General features: G+C 60.6%; 18 protein-coding genes. 14 read left to right on the top strand and 4 right to left on the bottom strand.

Annotation, left to right across the window (positions count from 1 at the left end):
- Nucleotides 1–38 precede the first annotated feature (38 nt).
- Nucleotides 39–833 (top strand): thiazole synthase, encoded by a 795-nt coding sequence (locus AO388_RS03560; RefSeq protein WP_003304387.1) that lies wholly within the window; start codon nucleotides 39–41, stop codon nucleotides 831–833.
- A 97-nt stretch (nucleotides 834–930) separates the two neighbouring features.
- Nucleotides 931–1578 (top strand): tRNA (guanosine(46)-N7)-methyltransferase TrmB, encoded by a 648-nt coding sequence (gene trmB, locus AO388_RS03565; RefSeq protein ID WP_216818618.1) that lies wholly within the window; start codon nucleotides 931–933, stop codon nucleotides 1576–1578.
- Between the two features lie 41 nt (nucleotides 1579–1619).
- Here trmB and AO388_RS03570 read toward each other — a convergent pair whose 3' ends face one another.
- Together AO388_RS03570 and AO388_RS03575 are read right to left on the bottom strand one after the other, a co-directional pair.
- Nucleotides 1620–2678: a hypothetical protein gene (locus AO388_RS03570; RefSeq protein ID WP_024661887.1), complete on the bottom strand. Its 1059-nt coding sequence runs from the start codon at nucleotides 2676–2678 to the stop codon at nucleotides 1620–1622.
- Between the two features lie 190 nt (nucleotides 2679–2868).
- Complete coding sequence (locus tag AO388_RS03575; protein ID WP_003432534.1) at nucleotides 2869–3381, bottom strand: dihydrofolate reductase; 513 nt, start codon at nucleotides 3379–3381, stop codon at nucleotides 2869–2871.
- 109 nt (nucleotides 3382–3490) lie between these two features.
- On the opposite strand from AO388_RS03575, the gene AO388_RS03580 reads away from it, so the two are divergent.
- The 10 genes from AO388_RS03580 (at nucleotide 3491) to AO388_RS03625 (ending at nucleotide 14491) form a co-directional block, all read left to right on the top strand.
- A complete protein-coding gene (locus AO388_RS03580; RefSeq protein ID WP_003432536.1) occupies nucleotides 3491–4870 on the top strand; it encodes a DUF2868 domain-containing protein in 1380 nt (459 codons plus the stop codon).
- Nucleotides 4863–6251, top strand: a complete 1389-nt coding sequence (locus tag AO388_RS03585) for a DUF3482 domain-containing protein (RefSeq protein WP_003372506.1) — start codon at nucleotides 4863–4865, stop codon at nucleotides 6249–6251. Before AO388_RS03580 ends, AO388_RS03585 begins: the two co-directional genes overlap by 8 nt.
- Nucleotides 6252–6556: 305 nt before the next feature.
- Nucleotides 6557–7150, top strand: coding sequence for a transcriptional regulator BetI (betI, locus tag AO388_RS03590; RefSeq protein WP_002555619.1), 594 nt, complete (start codon nucleotides 6557–6559; stop codon nucleotides 7148–7150).
- 103 nt (nucleotides 7151–7253) lie between these two features.
- A complete protein-coding gene (gene betB / locus AO388_RS03595; protein WP_058396369.1) occupies nucleotides 7254–8726 on the top strand; it encodes a betaine-aldehyde dehydrogenase in 1473 nt (490 codons plus the stop codon).
- 140 nt (nucleotides 8727–8866) lie between these two features.
- The gene (gene betA, locus AO388_RS03600; protein WP_058416053.1) at nucleotides 8867–10573 is read left to right on the top strand and encodes a choline dehydrogenase; all 1707 of its coding nucleotides are present in this window, start codon (nucleotides 8867–8869) and stop codon (nucleotides 10571–10573) included.
- Between the two features lie 286 nt (nucleotides 10574–10859).
- The gene (locus AO388_RS03605) at nucleotides 10860–11378 is read left to right on the top strand and encodes an RNA polymerase sigma factor (protein WP_003372500.1); all 519 of its coding nucleotides are present in this window, start codon (nucleotides 10860–10862) and stop codon (nucleotides 11376–11378) included.
- Nucleotides 11375–12358 carry a FecR domain-containing protein gene (locus AO388_RS03610; RefSeq protein ID WP_058416054.1) on the top strand — a complete coding sequence of 328 codons (984 nt, stop codon included), beginning with the start codon at nucleotides 11375–11377 and terminating at the stop codon, nucleotides 12356–12358. The genes AO388_RS03605 and AO388_RS03610 overlap by 4 nt, the downstream gene beginning before the upstream one ends.
- A gap of 121 nt (nucleotides 12359–12479) precedes the next feature.
- Nucleotides 12480–13613 carry a PepSY-associated TM helix domain-containing protein gene (locus AO388_RS03615; protein ID WP_003432543.1) on the top strand — a complete coding sequence of 378 codons (1134 nt, stop codon included), beginning with the start codon at nucleotides 12480–12482 and terminating at the stop codon, nucleotides 13611–13613.
- Entirely contained in the window at nucleotides 13610–13792 is a 183-nt protein-coding gene (locus AO388_RS03620; protein WP_002555613.1) for a hypothetical protein, read from the top strand. The genes AO388_RS03615 and AO388_RS03620 overlap by 4 nt, the downstream gene beginning before the upstream one ends.
- Nucleotides 13793–13861: 69 nt before the next feature.
- Nucleotides 13862–14491 carry a glutathione S-transferase family protein gene (locus AO388_RS03625; protein WP_058416055.1) on the top strand — a complete coding sequence of 210 codons (630 nt, stop codon included), beginning with the start codon at nucleotides 13862–13864 and terminating at the stop codon, nucleotides 14489–14491.
- Between the two features lie 376 nt (nucleotides 14492–14867).
- Here AO388_RS03625 and rloA2 read toward each other — a convergent pair whose 3' ends face one another.
- Nucleotides 14868–15371 carry a retropepsin-like aspartic peptidase RloA2 gene (gene rloA2, locus AO388_RS03630; RefSeq protein ID WP_003432546.1) on the bottom strand — a complete coding sequence of 168 codons (504 nt, stop codon included), beginning with the start codon at nucleotides 15369–15371 and terminating at the stop codon, nucleotides 14868–14870.
- A gap of 193 nt (nucleotides 15372–15564) precedes the next feature.
- On the opposite strand from rloA2, the gene AO388_RS03635 reads away from it, so the two are divergent.
- Nucleotides 15565–16458 (top strand): acyltransferase, encoded by an 894-nt coding sequence (locus tag AO388_RS03635; RefSeq protein ID WP_003432549.1) that lies wholly within the window; start codon nucleotides 15565–15567, stop codon nucleotides 16456–16458.
- A 71-nt stretch (nucleotides 16459–16529) separates the two neighbouring features.
- Nucleotides 16530–17576, top strand: coding sequence for an RHS repeat-associated core domain-containing protein (locus AO388_RS03640; RefSeq protein WP_236713892.1), 1047 nt, complete (start codon nucleotides 16530–16532; stop codon nucleotides 17574–17576).
- On the opposite strand, the gene AO388_RS03645 is transcribed toward AO388_RS03640, so the two are convergent.
- Nucleotides 17556–18119 (bottom strand): DUF2780 domain-containing protein, encoded by a 564-nt coding sequence (locus AO388_RS03645; RefSeq protein WP_003372491.1) that lies wholly within the window; start codon nucleotides 18117–18119, stop codon nucleotides 17556–17558. The genes AO388_RS03640 and AO388_RS03645 overlap by 21 nt on opposite strands.
- Between the last annotated feature and the right edge of the window lie 205 nt (nucleotides 18120–18324).

An 18324-nucleotide genomic window follows, 5' to 3' on the forward strand; every position in this document is an offset into this window, starting at 1 on the left:
CTGCGCCCAACCCAATCTGCACGTTATGAGGATTTCCGATGAGCAATGTTCGCAGCGACAAGCCCTTCGTCCTGGCCGGTCGGACTTTCGAGTCGCGCCTGCTGGTAGGCACCGGCAAGTACATCGATATGGAACAGACCCGTCTGGCCATCGAAGCCTCGGGCGCCGAGATCGTGACCGTTGCCGTGCGCCGTACCAACCTGGGCCAGAATCCCGGCGAGCCGAACCTGCTGGACGTGCTGCCGCCTGATCGCTACACCATATTGCCGAACACCGCTGGCTGCTTCGATGCGACCGAGGCCGTGCGCACCTGCCGCCTGTCCCGCGAACTGCTCGACGGCCGCAATCTGGTCAAGCTCGAAGTGCTGGCCGACCAGAAAACCCTGTTCCCGAATGTGATCGAAACCCTCAAGGCTGCCGAGATCCTGGTCAAGGACGGTTTCGACGTGATGGTCTACACCAGTGATGACCCGATTATCGCCCGTCAGCTGGCCGAAATCGGCTGTATCGCGATCATGCCGCTGGCCGGCCTGATCGGCAGCGGCCTGGGTATCTGCAACCCGTACAACCTGCAGATCATTCTTGAAGAAACCAAAGTGCCGGTGCTGGTCGATGCCGGTGTCGGTACTGCCTCCGATGCCACCATCGCGATGGAACTGGGCTGTGAAGCCGTATTGATGAACTCGGCCATCGCCCATGCCCAGCAGCCGGTGATGATGGCCGAAGCCATGAAGCACGCCGTAATTGCCGGTCGTCTGGCCTACCTGGCCGGGCGCATGCCACGAAAACTCTATGCCAGCGCGTCTTCGCCGCTGGATGGCCTGATCAAGTAAGAGCCCGTTGATGACTGATTCGCACGTTCCGCACCCAGAGTCGCCTGCTGTCGAAGAAGGCGAAGAGCGCCCGCACCGCCGCATCAAGAGTTTTGTGATGCGTGCCGGCCGCATGACCGAAGGTCAGCAGCGCGGCCTCGATCAAGGCCTCCCGCTGTATGGCCTGTCGCTGACCGACACGCCTGTTGATTTCGATCAGGTATTCGGTCGCTCTGCGCCGCGTACGCTGGAAATCGGCTTCGGCATGGGCCACTCGCTGCTGGAAATGGCCGCTGCGGCTCCCGAGCACGACTTCATCGGTGTCGAGGTGCACTCTCCAGGCGTAGGCGCATTGCTCAACGGCGTACTCACCCAGGGGCTGACCAATGTGCGCGTCTACGATTGCGACGCCATTGAAGTGCTGAACCGCTGCGTTGCGGACAACAGCCTGGATCGACTGATGCTGTTCTTCCCGGACCCGTGGCACAAGAGTCGTCACCACAAGCGCCGCATCGTGCAGCCTGAATTCGCCGCACTGGTGCGCAGCAAGCTGAAGGCAGGCGGCGTGTTCCACATGGCCACTGATTGGGGCCCGTACGCGGAATACATGCTGGAAGTGATGAGCGTGGCGCCCGGTTATCGCAACCAGGCCGAAGACAACCAGTACGTTCCGCGCCCTGCGGAACGGCCGATCACCAAGTTCGAGCGCCGTGGCGAGAAGCTCGGACACGGCGTCTGGGATCTGAAGTTCGAGAAAGTCGACTGACCGGGTTTGCGGGTTGCTGACAACCCGCAATGTCGTGTCGCTTACTGAATCTCGTCCGGCTTGACGATCACCCAGTTCTTGTCCGCCGTGACCGGCAGCTTCTCCTTGGCCTGAGCTTCGGCATTGTCCTTGATCATGCCGTTCAGCTGGGTCATGTACTTGTCCTTGCGGTTGATCCACAAGTGCACGCCGCCCTTGCTCACGTCGACGCTGTGAAACAGCATGTAGCCGTCGCTGGTCGGGGTATCGCCGCCGACCAGGACCGGTTTTTTCCACTGGTCGATGTAGGTCAGAATGGCCGCCTGCTTGCCCGCCATCCAGGTTGCCGGTGTCCACAGGTATGGCGTCAGCTCCAGACCCATGTTGCTTTTCGGATCGTACTTGCCCGCTGTGATCTGCTTGCGTGCCGTGGTCAGCTCGCCTGTCTTGCGGTCCTTGAGCAGCGTGCTCACGCCGATCACATTCTGCGGTTTGACGTTGTAGCCGTACTTCGGATCGGCAGCGACCATACGCACCAGCTCTTCGGACGCGGCGGTCATCACATACACCTCGATGCCGTTTTCCATCAGCTTGTTGTACAGCTCGGTCTGCCCGGTGAATACCCGCGGCGGTTCGACATTGAGCTGCTTGACGGTATCGCCTTCGTAGTAGGTCGCAGGGATCGGCTTTTTCAGGGCCATCAGCTCATCGACATAGCCTTTGAGCTCCTGAAGCGTAAAGCCGGAAAACACCTGCGCGACCCACGGGTAGCAGACCATGTCGTCTATTTCGCAAAGACGATAGTAGTAGCTGAACAGGCTTTCCTTGTGCTCGGCGGTGTCTTTGAAGGGGATCAGCTTGAGCGAGGGATCGAGTTTTTCGCGGGTGATCAGGCCTTTGTTTTCCATGTACGGCAGCAGCGACTCTTCGAGGTCGAAGCGGTAGCTGGTGTTGTCCATGTCGAAGACTGCGTAATTGCCCTTGTTGGCATTCGCCGCAATCATCGCGTCGAGCGCCTTGGCAGCAGGCTCGGGCCAATGCTTCAATTCGGTGGCCGCGATAGCCTGGCTGGCAAGCCCGAAGCAGACGGCAGCAGCCAACAGTTTTGGCACGAGTTTCATAGGCGATTTCCCCTTGTCGAAAAAACGAAGGGGCAGACCGTAACAAATTATTGTGAAGGCAAAAGTACGTCAGCGACCCGAAAAAGGCCAAATGACGCCGTTTGCCTCTTTATTTGCGACAGTGAAACCAAAAACGACACTTTTGTTGCAGTTTTTCGTCAGCGGCCGCAATTGCTCCAGAAATTGCTGATCAGACGCGTTCCCACACTTCGAAGTTGTAGGCAGGTTTGTCATCGACGGCGGCGTTTTCGATGTTGGATACCAGCGCCCACTGCGCCGTATCGAATTCAGGAAACCACGCGTCGCCATCAGGGCTCAGTGCCACGCGAGTCAGGTACAGGCGATCCGCCTCGGGAAGGCCCTGGGCATAAAGCTGCGCGCCGCCGATCAGCATCACCTCGTCGACACCCTGTTCCTGCGCCCACTGCTCGGCGCGCACGACGGCGGCGTCCAGCGAAGCGAAGACTTCCGCGCCTTCAAGCTGCAGATCAGTCTGGCGGCTGACCACCAGGTTGAGGCGGCCAGGCAGCGGGCGACCCAACGAATCCCAGGTCTTGCGGCCCATGATGATCGGCTTGCCGAGCGTCGTTGCCTTGAAGTATTTGAAATCCCCCGGCAAATGCCAGGGCATGGAATTGTCGACGCCAATCACTCGGTTTTCACCAAGGGCGGCAATCAGGCTGAGGGGGAGATGAGTTTTCATGCCGCGAGGATATCAGAGGTCGCAGGGCAGGCGAATGAACTGACATGCGCCGTGCTCAGTCCCATGACTGCGGTTATGCTCACCGCTGAATTCAATCAAGAGACACTGTGTGACTGCACTGACCCCCCTCGATACCCTCTGGCTGACCGAAGCCGTGCGCCTGCGTGAACAGCAGGCGGGCGTGCTGGATGATCAGGAAGCCAATCGCCGTGCCCGCGCTGCCGGAGGCGACCTGACTGCGCGCATTACCCACCGCGCCCTCGGCCTGGCGCAGCGCGACGGCATGCTTGGCGCACTGCACCACTGGAAGCAGGGCGCACGGCTGGCGTTGATTGCGCTGGCGGTGCTCTCGGTGATCAGTGGCGCGGGCTTGGCGTTCGCTGCAATGGGCGACGGGCAGGCAGCGGTCAATGTGTTCTGGGCGCTGGGCAGCCTGCTGGGGCTGAACCTTGTGCTGTTGCTGACCTGGGCGCTGGGCCTGATCTTCGCCGGGCGCAGTAACACCGGGCTGGGCCGAGTGTGGCTGTGGCTGAGCGAAAAACTCGCCCGTGACGCCCAGGCCGCGCAGCTTGCCCCCGCGCTGGTTTTGCTGCTGCAACGCCAGCGCTTGAACCGCTGGGCGCTTGGGCTGGTGGTTCACAGCCTGTGGCTGCTGGCGTTACTCACTGCGCTGGTGTTGCTGTTGATGCTGATGGCGACCCGACGCTACGGGTTTGTCTGGGAAACCACCATTCTGAGCAGCGACACGTTCGTCAGCCTTACCCAGACGCTCAGTACGATCCCGGCGTGGCTGGGGTTCAGTGTGCCGGACGAAACCATGATTCGCTCCAGCGGCAATGGCGCGTTGAGTATCGAGAATGCGCGTCAGGCCTGGGCGGCATGGCTGGTCGGTGTGCTGCTGGTGTACGGCATCGTGCCGCGTCTTTTGCTGGCCGGGTTCTGCCTGTGGCGCTGGAAGCAGGGCAGGGCAGCGCTGCGCCTTGATCTGGATTTGCCCGAATATCTTGAATTGCGTGAGCGCCTGATGCCCAGCAGCGAGCGCCTGGGTGTCAACGATGCCGAGCCTGCCGCACTGCATCAGGTGCAGTCCGGCGCAGGGGCGAGCGAAAGCGACGGCGCGTTGCTGGTGGCCATCGAGCTGGATGATCAGCAGGTCTGGCCGCCATCGCTGCCGTCGGGTGTTGCTGATGCAGGTGTTCTCGACAGCCGTGAGTCGCGCCACAAGCTGCTGGAGCAACTGACCCAGTATCCGCCTGCGCGCATAGTGATCGCCTGCGACCCGCGCCGCTCGCCGGACCGTGGCAGTCTGGCGTTGATCGCCGAACTGGCACGCTGCGCCGGTGCAGCGCGCATCTGGCTGCTGCCCGCGCCTGCCGGGCAGAGGCTTGACCCCGAGCGCCTTGGCGACTGGCATGTCGCGCTGGATCAGCTGCAGTTGCCACACGCCGACAGTGCGCCCTTGAACTGGCTGGAGACAGGCCATGACTGAAGCAGACAGCACTCGTGCGATCAAGCTGGCGGTGGTCGGTCATACCAACGTCGGCAAGACCTCGCTGCTGCGTACCCTGACCGGTGATGTCAGCTTTGGCGAAGTGTCCCATCGCCCCAGCACGACTCGTCATGTCGAAGGCGCGCGCCTTTCTGTGGACGGCGAGGCCTTGGTCGAGCTTTACGACACGCCTGGCCTGGAAGACGCTATCGCACTGCTCGATTATCTGGAGCGCCTGGACCGTCCCGGCGAGCGTCTGGACGGACCGGCGCGACTGGCGCGCTTTCTGGAGGGCAGCGAGGCGCGCCAGCGTTTTGAGCAGGAGGCCAAAGTCATGCGCCAGTTGCTCGGCTCGGACGCTGGACTGTATGTGATCGATGCACGCGAACCGGTACTCGCCAAGTACCGTGATGAGCTGGCGGTGCTGGCCAGTTGTGGCAAGCCACTGCTGCCGGTGCTGAATTTCGTCAGTGCACAGCAACACCGCGAGCCGGAGTGGCGCGAAGCGCTTTCACGCCTGGGGCTGCATGCACTGGTGCGCTTCGACAGCGTCGCACCGCCGGAAGACGGCGGTCGACGTCTGTATGAAAGCCTGGCGCTTCTGCTGGAAAGCGCGCGGCCGCGGCTCGAGCGTTTGATTGAGGATCAGGAAAAACAGCGCACGGCCAAACGTCACAGCGCTGCTCGCCTGATCGCCGAACTGCTGATTGATTGTGCGGCATGCCGGCGTAGCGTCGAAACCACTGCCGAGCAGGAGCAGCAGGCTGTGGAAGCGCTGCGCAAGGCGGTTCGCCAGCGCGAACAGCAATGTGTCGAGGCGCTGCTCAAGCTGTATGCGTTTCGCAAGGATGATGTGTCCAGCAGCGATTTGCCGTTGATGGACGGTCGTTGGGGTGATGATCTGTTCAACCCGGAAACCCTGAAGTTGATGGGCGTGCGTGTTGGCGGCGGGGTGGCGGCTGGCGCTGCGGCCGGTGCAGGGGTCGACCTGATGGTCGGCGGCGTAACGCTTGGCGCGGCGGCTTTGGTCGGCGCGATTGCTGGTGGTGCGTTATCCACGGCGCGCAGCTACGGAGGCCGGTTGCTCGGCAAGTTCAAGGGGCGCAGAGAACTGACCGTCGATGATGCGGTACTGCGCCTGCTCGCCCTGCGTCAGCGCCACTTGCTGCTGGCGCTGGGTGTCAGGGGCCACGCGGCTCTGCACAGCATCGAACTGACCACACCGCAGGACAAGACCTGGCGCAAAGGCAAAATCCCCGAGCCCCTGAACCGCGCCCGCGCCCACCCGCAATGGTCCACACTCAACCCGCACGCCAAACCGAATCAGGCGGAGCGGCAGGAAGCGATTGATCAACTGGCGGATGTGGTTTTGCAGGATTGACTGTTCCAGCGCTGAAGACCGGACGCGGAGCGTCGCACGATAGTTGAGGATGAAGCTGAGCACGATAGTTGAGATATCGTTCCTCACGCTCCAGCGTGGGAATGCAGTGGGTGACGCTCCGCGTCACAAATCTGCGCCTTGACGCATCCTCCAGAACCCCCGCATTCAGGCGCTTTTCAGCTTGCCGTTTACCGGCGAAAACCCGCCTATTATTTTTATTGATTGATCGTTCAATAAAAAATCTTTAGACTGGCCTCACCGTTTTGGTACAACGATCACTGCAGACACCCGGGAGAATCGCGCCAATGCCCAAGGTCGGAATGCAACCCATCCGCCGCCAACAGTTGATCCAGGCCACGCTGACTGCGGTCGATCAGGTCGGTATGGGCGATGCCAGCATTGCGCTGATTGCGCGACTGGCAGGCGTGTCCAACGGCATCATCAGTCACTATTTTCAGGACAAGAACGGCCTGATCGCCGCCACGATGCGGCATCTGATGAACGCCTTGATCCAGAACGTCCGCGAACGCCGTCAGGCGCTGACCGAGGACAGCCCCAGGGCTCACCTGCAAGTGATCATCGAAGGCAACTTCGACGCCAGTCAGGTCAGCGGCCCGGCCATGAAAACCTGGCTGGCCTTCTGGGCGACCAGCATGCATCACCCTTCGCTGCACCGATTGCAGCGCATCAACGACCACCGTTTGTATTCGAACCTGTGCTGTCAGTTCCGCCGCACCTTGCCACTGGAACAGGCACGCAGCGCCGCCCGCGGGCTGGCAGCCCTGATAGACGGGTTGTGGCTGAGAGGCGCGCTGTCAGGCGATGCATTCGACACCGAGCAAGCGCAACGGATCGCTTACGAGTACATGGATTTCCAATTGGCGAAATCGGCGAGCTGAGGCTTTCGAAGCCCCTTACCGAACGACTGTAAAAGCCTGTTGCCGAACGAACCCGGCACACTGAAATCAGTCATCGCCCCCCCACTGAATTTGCGAGGACTTTATGGCCCGTTTTGAACTGCAGAAACTTTACATCGATGGCGGTTATGTCGATGCCAGCAACCCTGAAACCTTCGACGCCATCAATCCGGCGAACGGCGAAGTCCTGGCGCAGATCCAGCGCGCCGGCAAGGACGATGTCGAGCGCGCCGTCGTCGCCGCCGAAAAGGGCCAGAAAATCTGGGCCGCTATGACCGCCGTTGAGCGTTCGCGCATCCTGCGCCGTGCCGTCGACATCCTGCGTGAGCGCAACGATGAACTGGCCGCTCTGGAAACGCTGGACACCGGCAAGGCCATCTCCGAAACCCGCTACGTGGACATCGTGACCGGTGCCGACGTGCTGGAATACTACGCAGGTCTTGTACCCGCCATCGAAGGTGAGCAGATTCCGCTGCGCGACTCTTCATTCGTGTACACCCGCCGCGAGCCGCTGGGTGTGGTGGCCGGTATCGGCGCCTGGAACTACCCGATCCAGATCGCACTGTGGAAATCCGCCCCGGCGCTGGCCGCGGGTAACGCGATGATCTTCAAGCCGAGTGAAGTCACTTCGCTGACCACCCTGAAGCTGGCAGAAATCTACACCGAAGCGGGCGTACCGAACGGCGTATTCAACGTGCTGACCGGCAGCGGCCGTGAAGTCGGTACCTGGATCACCGAGCACCCGCGCATCGAGAAAGTCTCCTTCACCGGCGGCACCGACACTGGTAAGAAAGTCATGGCCAGCGCCTCGAGCTCGTCGCTCAAGGAAGTGACCATGGAGCTGGGCGGCAAATCACCGCTGATCGTGTTCGACGACGCCGATCTGGACCGTGCGGCCGATATCGCGATGATGGCCAACTTTTACAGTTCCGGTCAGGTCTGCACCAACGGCACCCGCGTGTTCGTGCCGAACGCTCTGAAAGCCGAGTTCGAAGCGAAAATCCTCGAGCGTGTGAAGCGCATCCGCGCCGGCAACCCGGAAGACGAAACTATCAATTTCGGCCCGCTGGTCAGCTTCGAGCACATGGAAAGCGTGCTGGGTTATATCGCCAAGGGCAAAGAGCAGGGCGCACGTCTGTTGTGCGGCGGCGATCGCCTGACCGGCGGTGTGTTCGACAAGGGCGCGTTCGTTGCGCCGACCGTGTTCACCGACTGCACCGACGAGATGACCATCGTGCGTGAAGAAATCTTCGGCCCGGTGATGAGCATCCTCGGTTACGACACCGAAGACGAAGTGGTGCGTCGCGCCAACGACACCGACTTCGGTCTGGCTGCAGGCATCGTGACCCGCGACCTGAACCGCGCCCACCGCGTGATTCATCTGCTGGAAGCCGGTATCTGCTGGATCAACGCCTGGGGCGAGTCGGCAGCACAAATGCCGGTCGGCGGCTACAAGCAGTCGGGCGTCGGTCGTGAGAACGGCATCAGCTCGCTGGCCCAATACACGCGCATCAAGTCGGTACAAATCGAACTGGGCGATTACGCCTCGGTTTTCTAAACACGGTTTCAGTGGCACGCGGCAGGCCTCAAGCAGACGCACTCAAAAGCTGCCTGCCGCACCCCATTTTCACGAGTATCGCCTCGCTGCTTCTGCTTGCGGCCAAGGCTTGAAACTCGCAGCTCTATGAGGGAGCCTCTATGACGACTCAATCCGAATACGACTACATCATCATTGGTGCCGGCTCGGCCGGTAACACCCTGGCAGCCCGTCTCACCGAAGACGCAGGCGTCACCGTTCTGCTGCTCGAAGCCGGTGGCCCGGACTACCGGCTGGATTTCCGCACCCAGATGCCTGCCGCCCTGGCATTTCCGCTGCAGGGCCGTCGCTACAACTGGGCCTACGAGACCGAGCCAGAGCCGCACATGAACAACCGCCGCATGGAATGCGGCCGCGGTAAAGGCCTGGGCGGCTCATCGCTGATCAACGGCATGTGCTACATCCGCGGCAACGCGATGGACTACGACGGCTGGGCCAAGGAGCCGGGTCTCGAAGACTGGAGCTACCTCGACTGCCTGCCGTACTTCCGCAAGGCCGAAACCCGCGACATCGGCCCGAACGACTACCACGGTGGTGAAGGTCCGGTCAGCGTGACCACGCCCAAGGCGGGCAACAATCCGCTGTTCCACGCGATGGTCGAGGCGGGCGTGCAAGCCGGTTTCCCGCGCACTGACGACCTCAACGGTTATCAGCAGGAAGGTTTCGGTCCGATGGACCGCACCGTGACGCCTAACGGTCGTCGCGCCAGTACCGCCCGTGGTTATCTGGACGAGGCCAAGAAGCGCTCGACCCTGACCATCGTCACTCACGCGCTCACCGATCGCATTCTGTTCGAAGGCAAGCGTGCCGTCGGCGTGGCGTACCTGATAGGTGACAGCGACACCCGCATCCAGGCCCGTGCCCGCAAGGAAGTGCTGCTGTGTGGCGGCGCGATCGCTTCGCCACAGATTCTCCAGCGTTCCGGCGTCGGCCCGGCCGAAGTGCTGAACAAGCTGGATATTCCGGTGGTTCATGACCTGCCGGGCGTTGGCCAGAACCTTCAGGATCACCTGGAGATGTACCTGCAGTACGCCTGCACCCAGCCGGTGTCGCTGTACCCTTCGCTGAAGTGGTGGAACCAGCCTGCCATCGGTGCCGAGTGGATGTTCCTCGGTACAGGTATCGGTGCGAGCAACCAGTTTGAAGCCGGTGGTTTCATTCGCTCCAGTGAAGCGTTCGAATGGCCTAACATTCAGTACCACTTCCTGCCGGTCGCGATTAACTACAACGGCACCAAGGGCGTTCAGGAACACGGTTTCCAGGCTCACGTCGGCTCCATGCGTTCGCCGAGCCGTGGCCGCGTGCAGGTCAAATCCAAAGACCCGCGCGAGTACCCGAGCATCCTGTTCAACTACATGGCCAGCGAGCAGGACTGGCAGGAGTTTCGCGATGGCATCCGCCTGACGCGCGAGATCATGCAGCAGCCGGCACTGGACCCGTACCGTGGCCGCGAAATCAGCCCCGGCATCGACGTGCAGTCTGACGAGGCACTGGACCAGTTCGTGCGTGAGCATGCCGAGACGGCTTATCACCCGTCCTGCTCGTGCAAGATGGGCACCGACGAAATGGCGGTTGTCGATGGTCAGGGTCGCGTGCATGGCCTGCAAGGCCTGCGTGTGGTCGATGCCTCGATCATGCCGATCATCACCACCGGTAACCTGAATGCACCGACGATCATGATCGCCGAGAAAATCGCCGACAAGATCCGTGGTCGCCAGCCGCTGCCACGCAGTACGGCCGACTACTTCGTCGCAGGCGACAAGCCGTCACGCGGCAAGCCGCTGCGCGAGATCAGCCACCAGGCCTGATCTAACGCCCAGGCGTCCTCCCGGGACGCCTGTCGTTGTGCACGCTCCAGCGTGAATGTATTTCACACTGGAGCATCGGCGCGATAGTTACAGGATTCTTGTTCCTCACGCTTCAGCGTGAGACTGCATTTCCCGACGCTCCGCTTCGCAATGGCGCTGAGCATGGGCACGAGCGCCCACTCGATTCAGACCCGCCTCCCGACAGACGCGAATTGCCACTATCCCTCCGCTCTGCCACAATCGCGAATGATTCTCTTTAGTTAGAACTTTCTCATCGAGGCCATTCGTGTCGTCAGTCCCAAGCACTCATAGCGAGATCGTTGGTGCGCTGTATCGCGATCATCGCGGTTGGCTGCTGGCCTGGCTCAGACGCAATGTCGCCTGCCCGCAACGTGCTCAGGATTTGAGTCAGGACACGTTTGTGCGCTTGCTGGGGCGCCATGAATTGCTCACGCCCAGAGAACCGCGTGCTTTCCTGGCAACCGTCGCCAAAGGCTTGATGTTCGATCACTTCCGACGCGCTGCGCTGGAGCAGGCCTATCTTGGGGAGTTGATGCAGGTGCCCGAGGCCGAGCAGCCCTCTCCGGAAGAGCAGATGCTGATTCTGGAAGACCTCAAGGCGATCGACAGCATGCTCGGCACATTGTCCAGCAAGGCGCGGGCAGCCTTTCTGTACAGTCGCCTCGACGGCATGAGTCACGCTGAGATTGCCGAGAGGCTGGGCGTTTCGGTCTCGCGCGTCAGGCAATACCTGGCTCAGGCCATGCGTCAGTGCTACGTGGCACTTTACGGTGAGCCGACGTGAACGCCAGACCGGTCTCTGCCCGCGTGCTCGATGCGGCCATCCAGTGGCAACTGAACATGGACAGCAACGACGGCAATGACGCCGAACTGGCGCGCTGGCTGGCAGCCGATGAAGAGCATGCCCGGGCCTGGAGCCAGTTGGGCATGGTCAATCAGCGCTTTGCTTTGCCCGCAGGTCCGGCACGCAAGGTGTTGCAACAGTCGCCGGGTGCCCTGCGACACAGTTTGCGCAAGCTCGGTGGCGGTCTGGCCGGGGTGTTCATGGCCTTGGGTCTGGCATTGTTCGTCGGCGACCGCTATCTGCCGATAGATTACTGGCTTGCCGACCAGCGCACCGCCACCGGTGAACAGCGTGACGTGCGTTTGGCGGACAACACTCTGATTCGCCTTAACACCCACAGCGCAATCGATGTGCGCTTCGATGCGCAGCAACGTCGGGTCATTCTGCAGGACGGTGAAATACTGGTGCAGACCGGCGATCATGACGACCCGCGGCCCTTCATCGTCGAGACGGCGGATGGAAAGATGCGCGCTCTGGGAACGCGTTTTCTGGTCCGGCGCGAGTCCGATGGAACACGGCTCAGCGTGTTGCAATCGGCGGTTGTCGCCCACCCGCGCAATGCTTCCGGTGAACAGGTTCTGCGCGAGGGCCAACAGGTGCTGCTGACCCGCAACGGACTTGGCCCGTTGCTTGGCATGCCTTCCGGTGTCGACGCCTGGACGCGCGGCATGCTGGTGGTGGACAACGCGCGGCTGGCGGACATGCTCGCTGAACTGGGGCGTTACCGGGCAGGACATCTGGGCGTCGACCCGAAGGTGGCTGATCTGCGGGTTACCGGTACCTTCCCGTTGAAAGACACTGACCTGGCGCTCAAGGCGCTGCTGCCGACCTTGCCTGTGCAGATAGAACAACACACGGCGTGGTGGGTGTCCGTGCTGCCCAGGGATCAACAGCCCGGTAATCCTCCGGCAAAACTCTGAAACATACCCGTTCATGCAGACAGCGGATCGCCCTGACACTTTTTCGGTTTCGAGCGGCTTAGTCTTACAAGTCATTTCGGGGACGCGCGTAGCGTTGCGTCTCTTCGTCTGTGGATAAACCATGAAAAGCCAAACCGTGCGCCGCTGGTCCATCGTGCATACCTGGAGCAGCCTGATTTGCACCCTGTTCCTGTTGATGCTGGCTGTCACCGGCCTGCCGCTGATCTTTCATCATGAAATCGATCATCTGCTCGGCGACGCTCCGCATTACCGGGAGATGCCTGCCGACACACCACGCCTGGATCTGGAGCAACTGGCCAGGGCAGCCGAAGCGCATCGCCCCGGTGAGGTGATGCAGTATTTCGGCTGGGACGACGAAGACCCCAATGGCGTAATGGCAATCACCGCTGCAACCGCCGGCACCGAGCCCAACTCCTCGCACACCTTCGCCCTCGATGCGCGCACCGGTGAGGCGCTGGAGATGCCTTCTGCCAACGGCGGCTTCATGATGGTCATGCTGCGCCTGCATGTAGACATGTACGCCAACCTGCCCGGCAAATTGCTGCTGGCGTTCATGGGCTTGCTGTTTGTGGTGGCGATCGTTTCCGGGACCGTGTTGTATGCGCCGTTCATGCGCAAGCTGGAGTTCGGCCAGGTGCGGGTCAATAAATCCAGGCGTACGCGTTGGCTGGACCTGCACAACCTGATCGGCGTAGTGACATTGACCTGGGCGCTGGTGGTCGGCGTGACGGGGGTCATCAGCGCCTGCGCCGATCTGCTGATTGCCTCCTGGCGCAATGATGCGCTGGCGACCATGATTGCCCCTTACAAGGACGCGCCGCCATTGACCCAGCGCGCCCCGGCGACTCGATTGCTGGAAATTGCCGAATCCGCTGCGCCCGGCATGCAGGCCGATTTCATCGCTTTCCCCGGCACGCGCTTCTCCAGCGAGCATCATTACGCGGTGTTCCTCAAAGGCAATACACACCTGACTGCGCACCTCGCCACACCGGTGCTGATCGACGCGCAGACCCTGCAAGTCACCGCCGTGGTCGAACGTCCCTGGTATATGGACGCTCTGGGCATGTCGCAACCTTTGCATTTCGGTGATTACGGCGGCATGCCGATGAAGATTCTCTGGGCAGTGCTGGACGTGCTGACCATCATCGTACTCGGCAGCGGCGTCTACCTGTGGTGGGTGAGGCGTCGTGCCGCGCGCTCGGTGAGCATGGTTCGGGCCCAGGTGGCGCAATGAGTTCCAGGCCATCGCGATTCTGGAGGACCTTTGCGATACCCGCCGTGATAGCGCTGCTTATCGGCGTCGGCTTGTTCGCCGCGCTGCTGGGCGATGGCTGGTGGGATACGCTGGCGTGGCTGGGCATGGGGACGGCTGCCCTGTTGAGCATCAAGGGCTTGCTGGTGCGGCGCGGCTGATTGAAACGCTGATTGCAGACGCGTCACAGGCTGACTAGTCTAGGATCCTGTCTCATTCGAGGAATACCCATGTCAGCGCCCACGATGACGTTGTACTTCAACGAGGCTTCACCCTTCGCCCGCAAGGTGATGGTGATGCTGCATGAAACCGCTCAGCTCGATCGCGTCGAGTTGCAGACCACAGTGCTGACACCGGTCAGCCCGTCTGCCGAGCTCAATGAAGACAACCCGGCCGGTAAACTTCCCGCGCTAAGGCTGGCTGACGGCAACGTCATTCATGACAGCCGGGTGATTCTTGATTATCTCGACCACCAGCACGTGGGCCTGCCACTGATCCCCCGGGAAGGCTCGGCACGCTGGAGGCGCCTGACCCTGGCTTCGCTGGCCGATGCGGTGTTGGATGCAGCGGTAATGATCCGCTACGAAACTGCCTTGCGTCCGCAGGAAAAACACTGGAATCAGTGGCTGGACAACCAGCAGCAGAAGATTGAGCGCTCGCTGCATTACTTCGAAAGCGACGCGGTCACCGAGCTCAGCACGTCCTTCGATGTCGCATCGATCAGCGTCGCCGCTGCACTTGGATATCTGGATTTCCGCCAGCCGGATCTGAACTGGCGCAGCACTTATCCGCGACTGGCCGCCTGGTATCTGGACGTCAGTCAACGCCCGTCGATGATCGCGACCCAGCCGCCGGTCTGAGTCAATCTGCGCCGCACCGCGCCGCGCCGCACATCTCGGATAGGACGCAGAGCGTCCAGAACGGCATACCCACGCGGAGCATGGGCACGATGGTGTTCTTGCGGGCGGCTATCGTTCCTCACGCTCCAGCGTGGGAATGCCGTGTGTGACGCTCTGCGTCACAGATCTGCGCCGCGCCGCACATTCCGGATAGGACGCGGAGCGTCCAGAAATGCATACCCACGCGGAGCATGGGCACGATAGTTACAAGGTGATCGTTCCTCACGCTCCAGCGTGGGAATGCCGTGGGTGACGCTCTGCGTCACAGATCTACGCTGTGCCGCACATCCCGGATCGGGCGCGGAGCGTCACACGATACTGAGGACTGTGGATAACCTCAGCAATCAGGCTCGTCAGCGGTATAACGGCGGGCCGGGTTGACCGCGGCGTCGAACTCACGCAACGCCTTGGCACCGATCAACAGCGGGAAGTTGAAGTGGCTGCGGTCCACCAGGTTGACCTCGACCGTACGCTTCTTGTCGCCCAGACACAGTTCCAGGTCAACGACAGGGCGCTTGGCGGGGTTGATGCTTTCGTCATCGTCGTCGTCACCTTCGGCGCGTCCCTTGATCTTGCTGATCCGCGAGACCTTGTGCTCATACACCTTGTCGTCCGCACCCTTGGTTGCCAGGCGGAAACGTACCCAGTCATCACCATCGCGTTTGAACAACTCGATGTCCTTTGCCGACAGCGAGGCGGTCAGTGCGCCGGTGTCCATCTTGGCCTTGAAGGTCTGGCCTATTTCCGCAACCTTAATGTTCTCGTAGCGACCATACAACGTCGGTTCAGCGGCCATGACCGGCAGGGCCAGCAAAGACAATAGCGCCAGGATCGGTTTCACGTGAGAGGTTCCTCGCAATAGTCAGCGCCTGATTGGCGCCCGTTTTTAGACAGCGAACCTGCAGTAGGTTCGTCAGGATGAATATGACGTCAGCATAAAGGCCGAGACGTGAAACATTTGTAAGCACCTGTGTAATTGGCGTAAAACGCGTGGGTCTTTATTATTGCCGCCCCTGAACCTTCAAGAGTCCGTCATGCGCCGTCTGTTCACCGGCTGTTTTGTTGCCCTGCTGTTACTGATCAATACGCTGGTGCTTATCGGTCCGCTATTGATTTTTGCGCTGCTCAAACTGCTGTTCAGAGGCCGTATGCGCGATCGCTGTTCGGCTGCGGTGATGTGGATCGCCGAAACTTGGGCCGAGATCGACAAGGTCATCTTCGCCACCTGCATACCGACGCAGTGGGACATCCGTGGCGATGAAGGGCTGCGCGGTGACACGTCCTACCTGGTTATCAGCAATCACCAGTCGTGGGTGGATATCCCCGCGCTGGTCCAGGCACTCAACCGGCGCACGCCGTTCTTCAAGTTCTTCCTGAAAAAAGAGTTGATCTGGGTACCGTTGCTGGGCCTCGCGTGGTGGGGGCTGGACTACCCCTTCATGAAGCGCTACAGCAAGGCGTTCCTGGCGAAACATCCGCAGCTCAAGGGCAAGGACCTGGAAATCACCAAGGCCGCGTGTGAACTGTTCAAGCGCCAGCCGGTGACCATCGTCAACTACCTGGAAGGCACGCGCTTCACCACGGCCAAACATGCGGCCCAGGGCTCGCCTTATACCCATCTGCTCAAGCCCAAGGCCGGCGGCGTTGCCTTCGTGCTGGCGGCAATGGGCGAGCAACTCGATGCCATCCTGGACGTGACGGTCGTGTATCCCGATTCAGGCATTCCCGGTTTCTGGGACATGCTCTGCGGCCGGGTTTCCAACGTGATCGTCGACATCCGAACCCGCGAGCTGGACCCGGCGCTGTGGCAGGGCGATTACGAAAACGATCCTGCATTTCGCGAGAAAGTGCAGGGTTGGGTCAATCAGCTCTGGGACGAAAAGGATGCGCGTATTGCGGCGTTGCGGCTGGAGTTGCCTGGGCACTGACAGTTCTGACAGGTAGACGAGGCGAAACGGGCGGATGAAACTGGCCTTTAATGTTGCCGGAATCCGCTCTCATGTCATTGCCCCATGTTTCGCCGATCGGCCTATACCGTTACGACGCACTGAACCGACTGGCAAGCATCGCCCCTGCGGGGCAGGAGGTCGTCAGGCGTTTCTATCGAAACAACCGCCTGACCACAGCAATACAGGGCACTTCCCACCATTCTGTCGTTCAGGCAGAGGGTCTTTTACTGGCGTTGCGCCGTGTGGAATCTGATCAAGTCCTGTTCGATCTGCTTGCGACAGATCAAGCCAACTCGGTGCTGCACAGCCTTGATGCCATGCGCAATCAGGCGTTTGTCTACAGCCCTTATGGCCTGCGATCCCTGCAAACATCCGCACTGAGCGTACCTGGTTTTACAGGGCAGACGATTGATCCGATCACTGGATATTACTTGCTGGGCAATGGACTTCGCGCATTCAACCTGACGCTGATGCGCTTTAACAGCCCGGATACGCTGAGCCCGTTTGGTGAGGGCGGGATAAATGGTTATGCCTACTGTGGAGGAAACCCTGTCAATAATGTCGATCCGACGGGGCGAGTATTTAAGGTGGTTGTAGCAGTTTTCAGTACGCGTACGATAAAGTCTGTAAAGCTGATCAGCGAGCAATTTAACGACGTGATTGAAACAGCCCGCAAAGGGTTGATCCCTGCGGTTGGCTCATCGATGCCTCTGCAAGGCAGTAGAAAATGGCTTGATGACGCGCTTGAGCGATTCAATGACAGCCAGTCTTCATTCATCAAAAACCTCCGTCAAGTGAATCGCCATTTTGCGACTCACGGAGACGGAAAGTTAAGTTTTAAGCAGGCCGAGCATTACGCGGGGCTGGCGTCGCAAGTGTATTCGGGGAAAAAAAGCGACCCGGCCGCCTTTGGGGCGGCTGCTATCAAATGGGCAAGGCAATTTCCTGAAGACCGCAGCACCGCCATGGTGGGTGTGGCCTTCAATTCAGCAGGTGCGTTGATCTCAGGCGCTGTGCAAAAAAAGCAGTACAAGACCGGAGATATATTGAGGAACGCTACACGTATAAGGTCCGCTTCAGCTCCCGGCACCCCATAACCCACTCAAACTCTGCAACGCCGAGCCACTGGCACCTTGCTGCCCCAAGTATTGCAGAATCAGCGGGGCAAACTGGCTGACCATCGTGCTGTCCATGCCCAACGCCTTGAAGGCGTTGTTCACATCACCCATGCTCTGCACGTTGCCCAGCGCGCTGTTGAGCATCGAGCTATTGCCCGACTTGCCGCCCAGCAGGCTGCCCAGCCCGTTGGCGCCGCCCAGACTTTCCAGTGCGGAAGTGCCGGACATTTGCTCCAGGCCCGGGACCGATTTGGCCAACTGCGAATAATCGGTGCTGGTCAGTTTGTTCTTCGCCAGCCCGAGCAGCGCACCTGTCCCGCCAACCGCCTGTTCCGGGGTGACATTGAGCTGCGTACCGAGAGTATTGAGCAGCCCCGCGACTTCGGGTGCCGCCGTGGCTTTCTGATTGCCATTGGTGGCATTGGAGACCGCGTTCGCGGCGTCATTCAGATTGAAGGCAAATGCAGGGCTTGCAGCCGCTGCCATCAACGTTGCCAAAGCCATTGCGCGTGCAGTTTTCATTGCGTCACCTTTATCGAGCTCGAACCGCCCGTGAGTGGGCGATGAAGCACAGGGTTTGACTGGAGGAACAGAAGCTTGTTCCCAGCGCGCGGTAGCGAACAACGGCAGAGCCTGTATTTGCCCGGTGTCTGGCCCGTGTCGTCCGAAAACATCTATGTATTACCTCGTTTTTCCGCGAAACAGCATGGTGTCGGTCATTTGGAAT

It is taken from the genome of Pseudomonas sp. ICMP 10191, from assembly GCF_001467335.1.
In the GTDB taxonomy this organism is placed as follows: Bacteria; Pseudomonadota; Gammaproteobacteria; order Pseudomonadales; family Pseudomonadaceae; genus Aquipseudomonas; species Aquipseudomonas cerasi.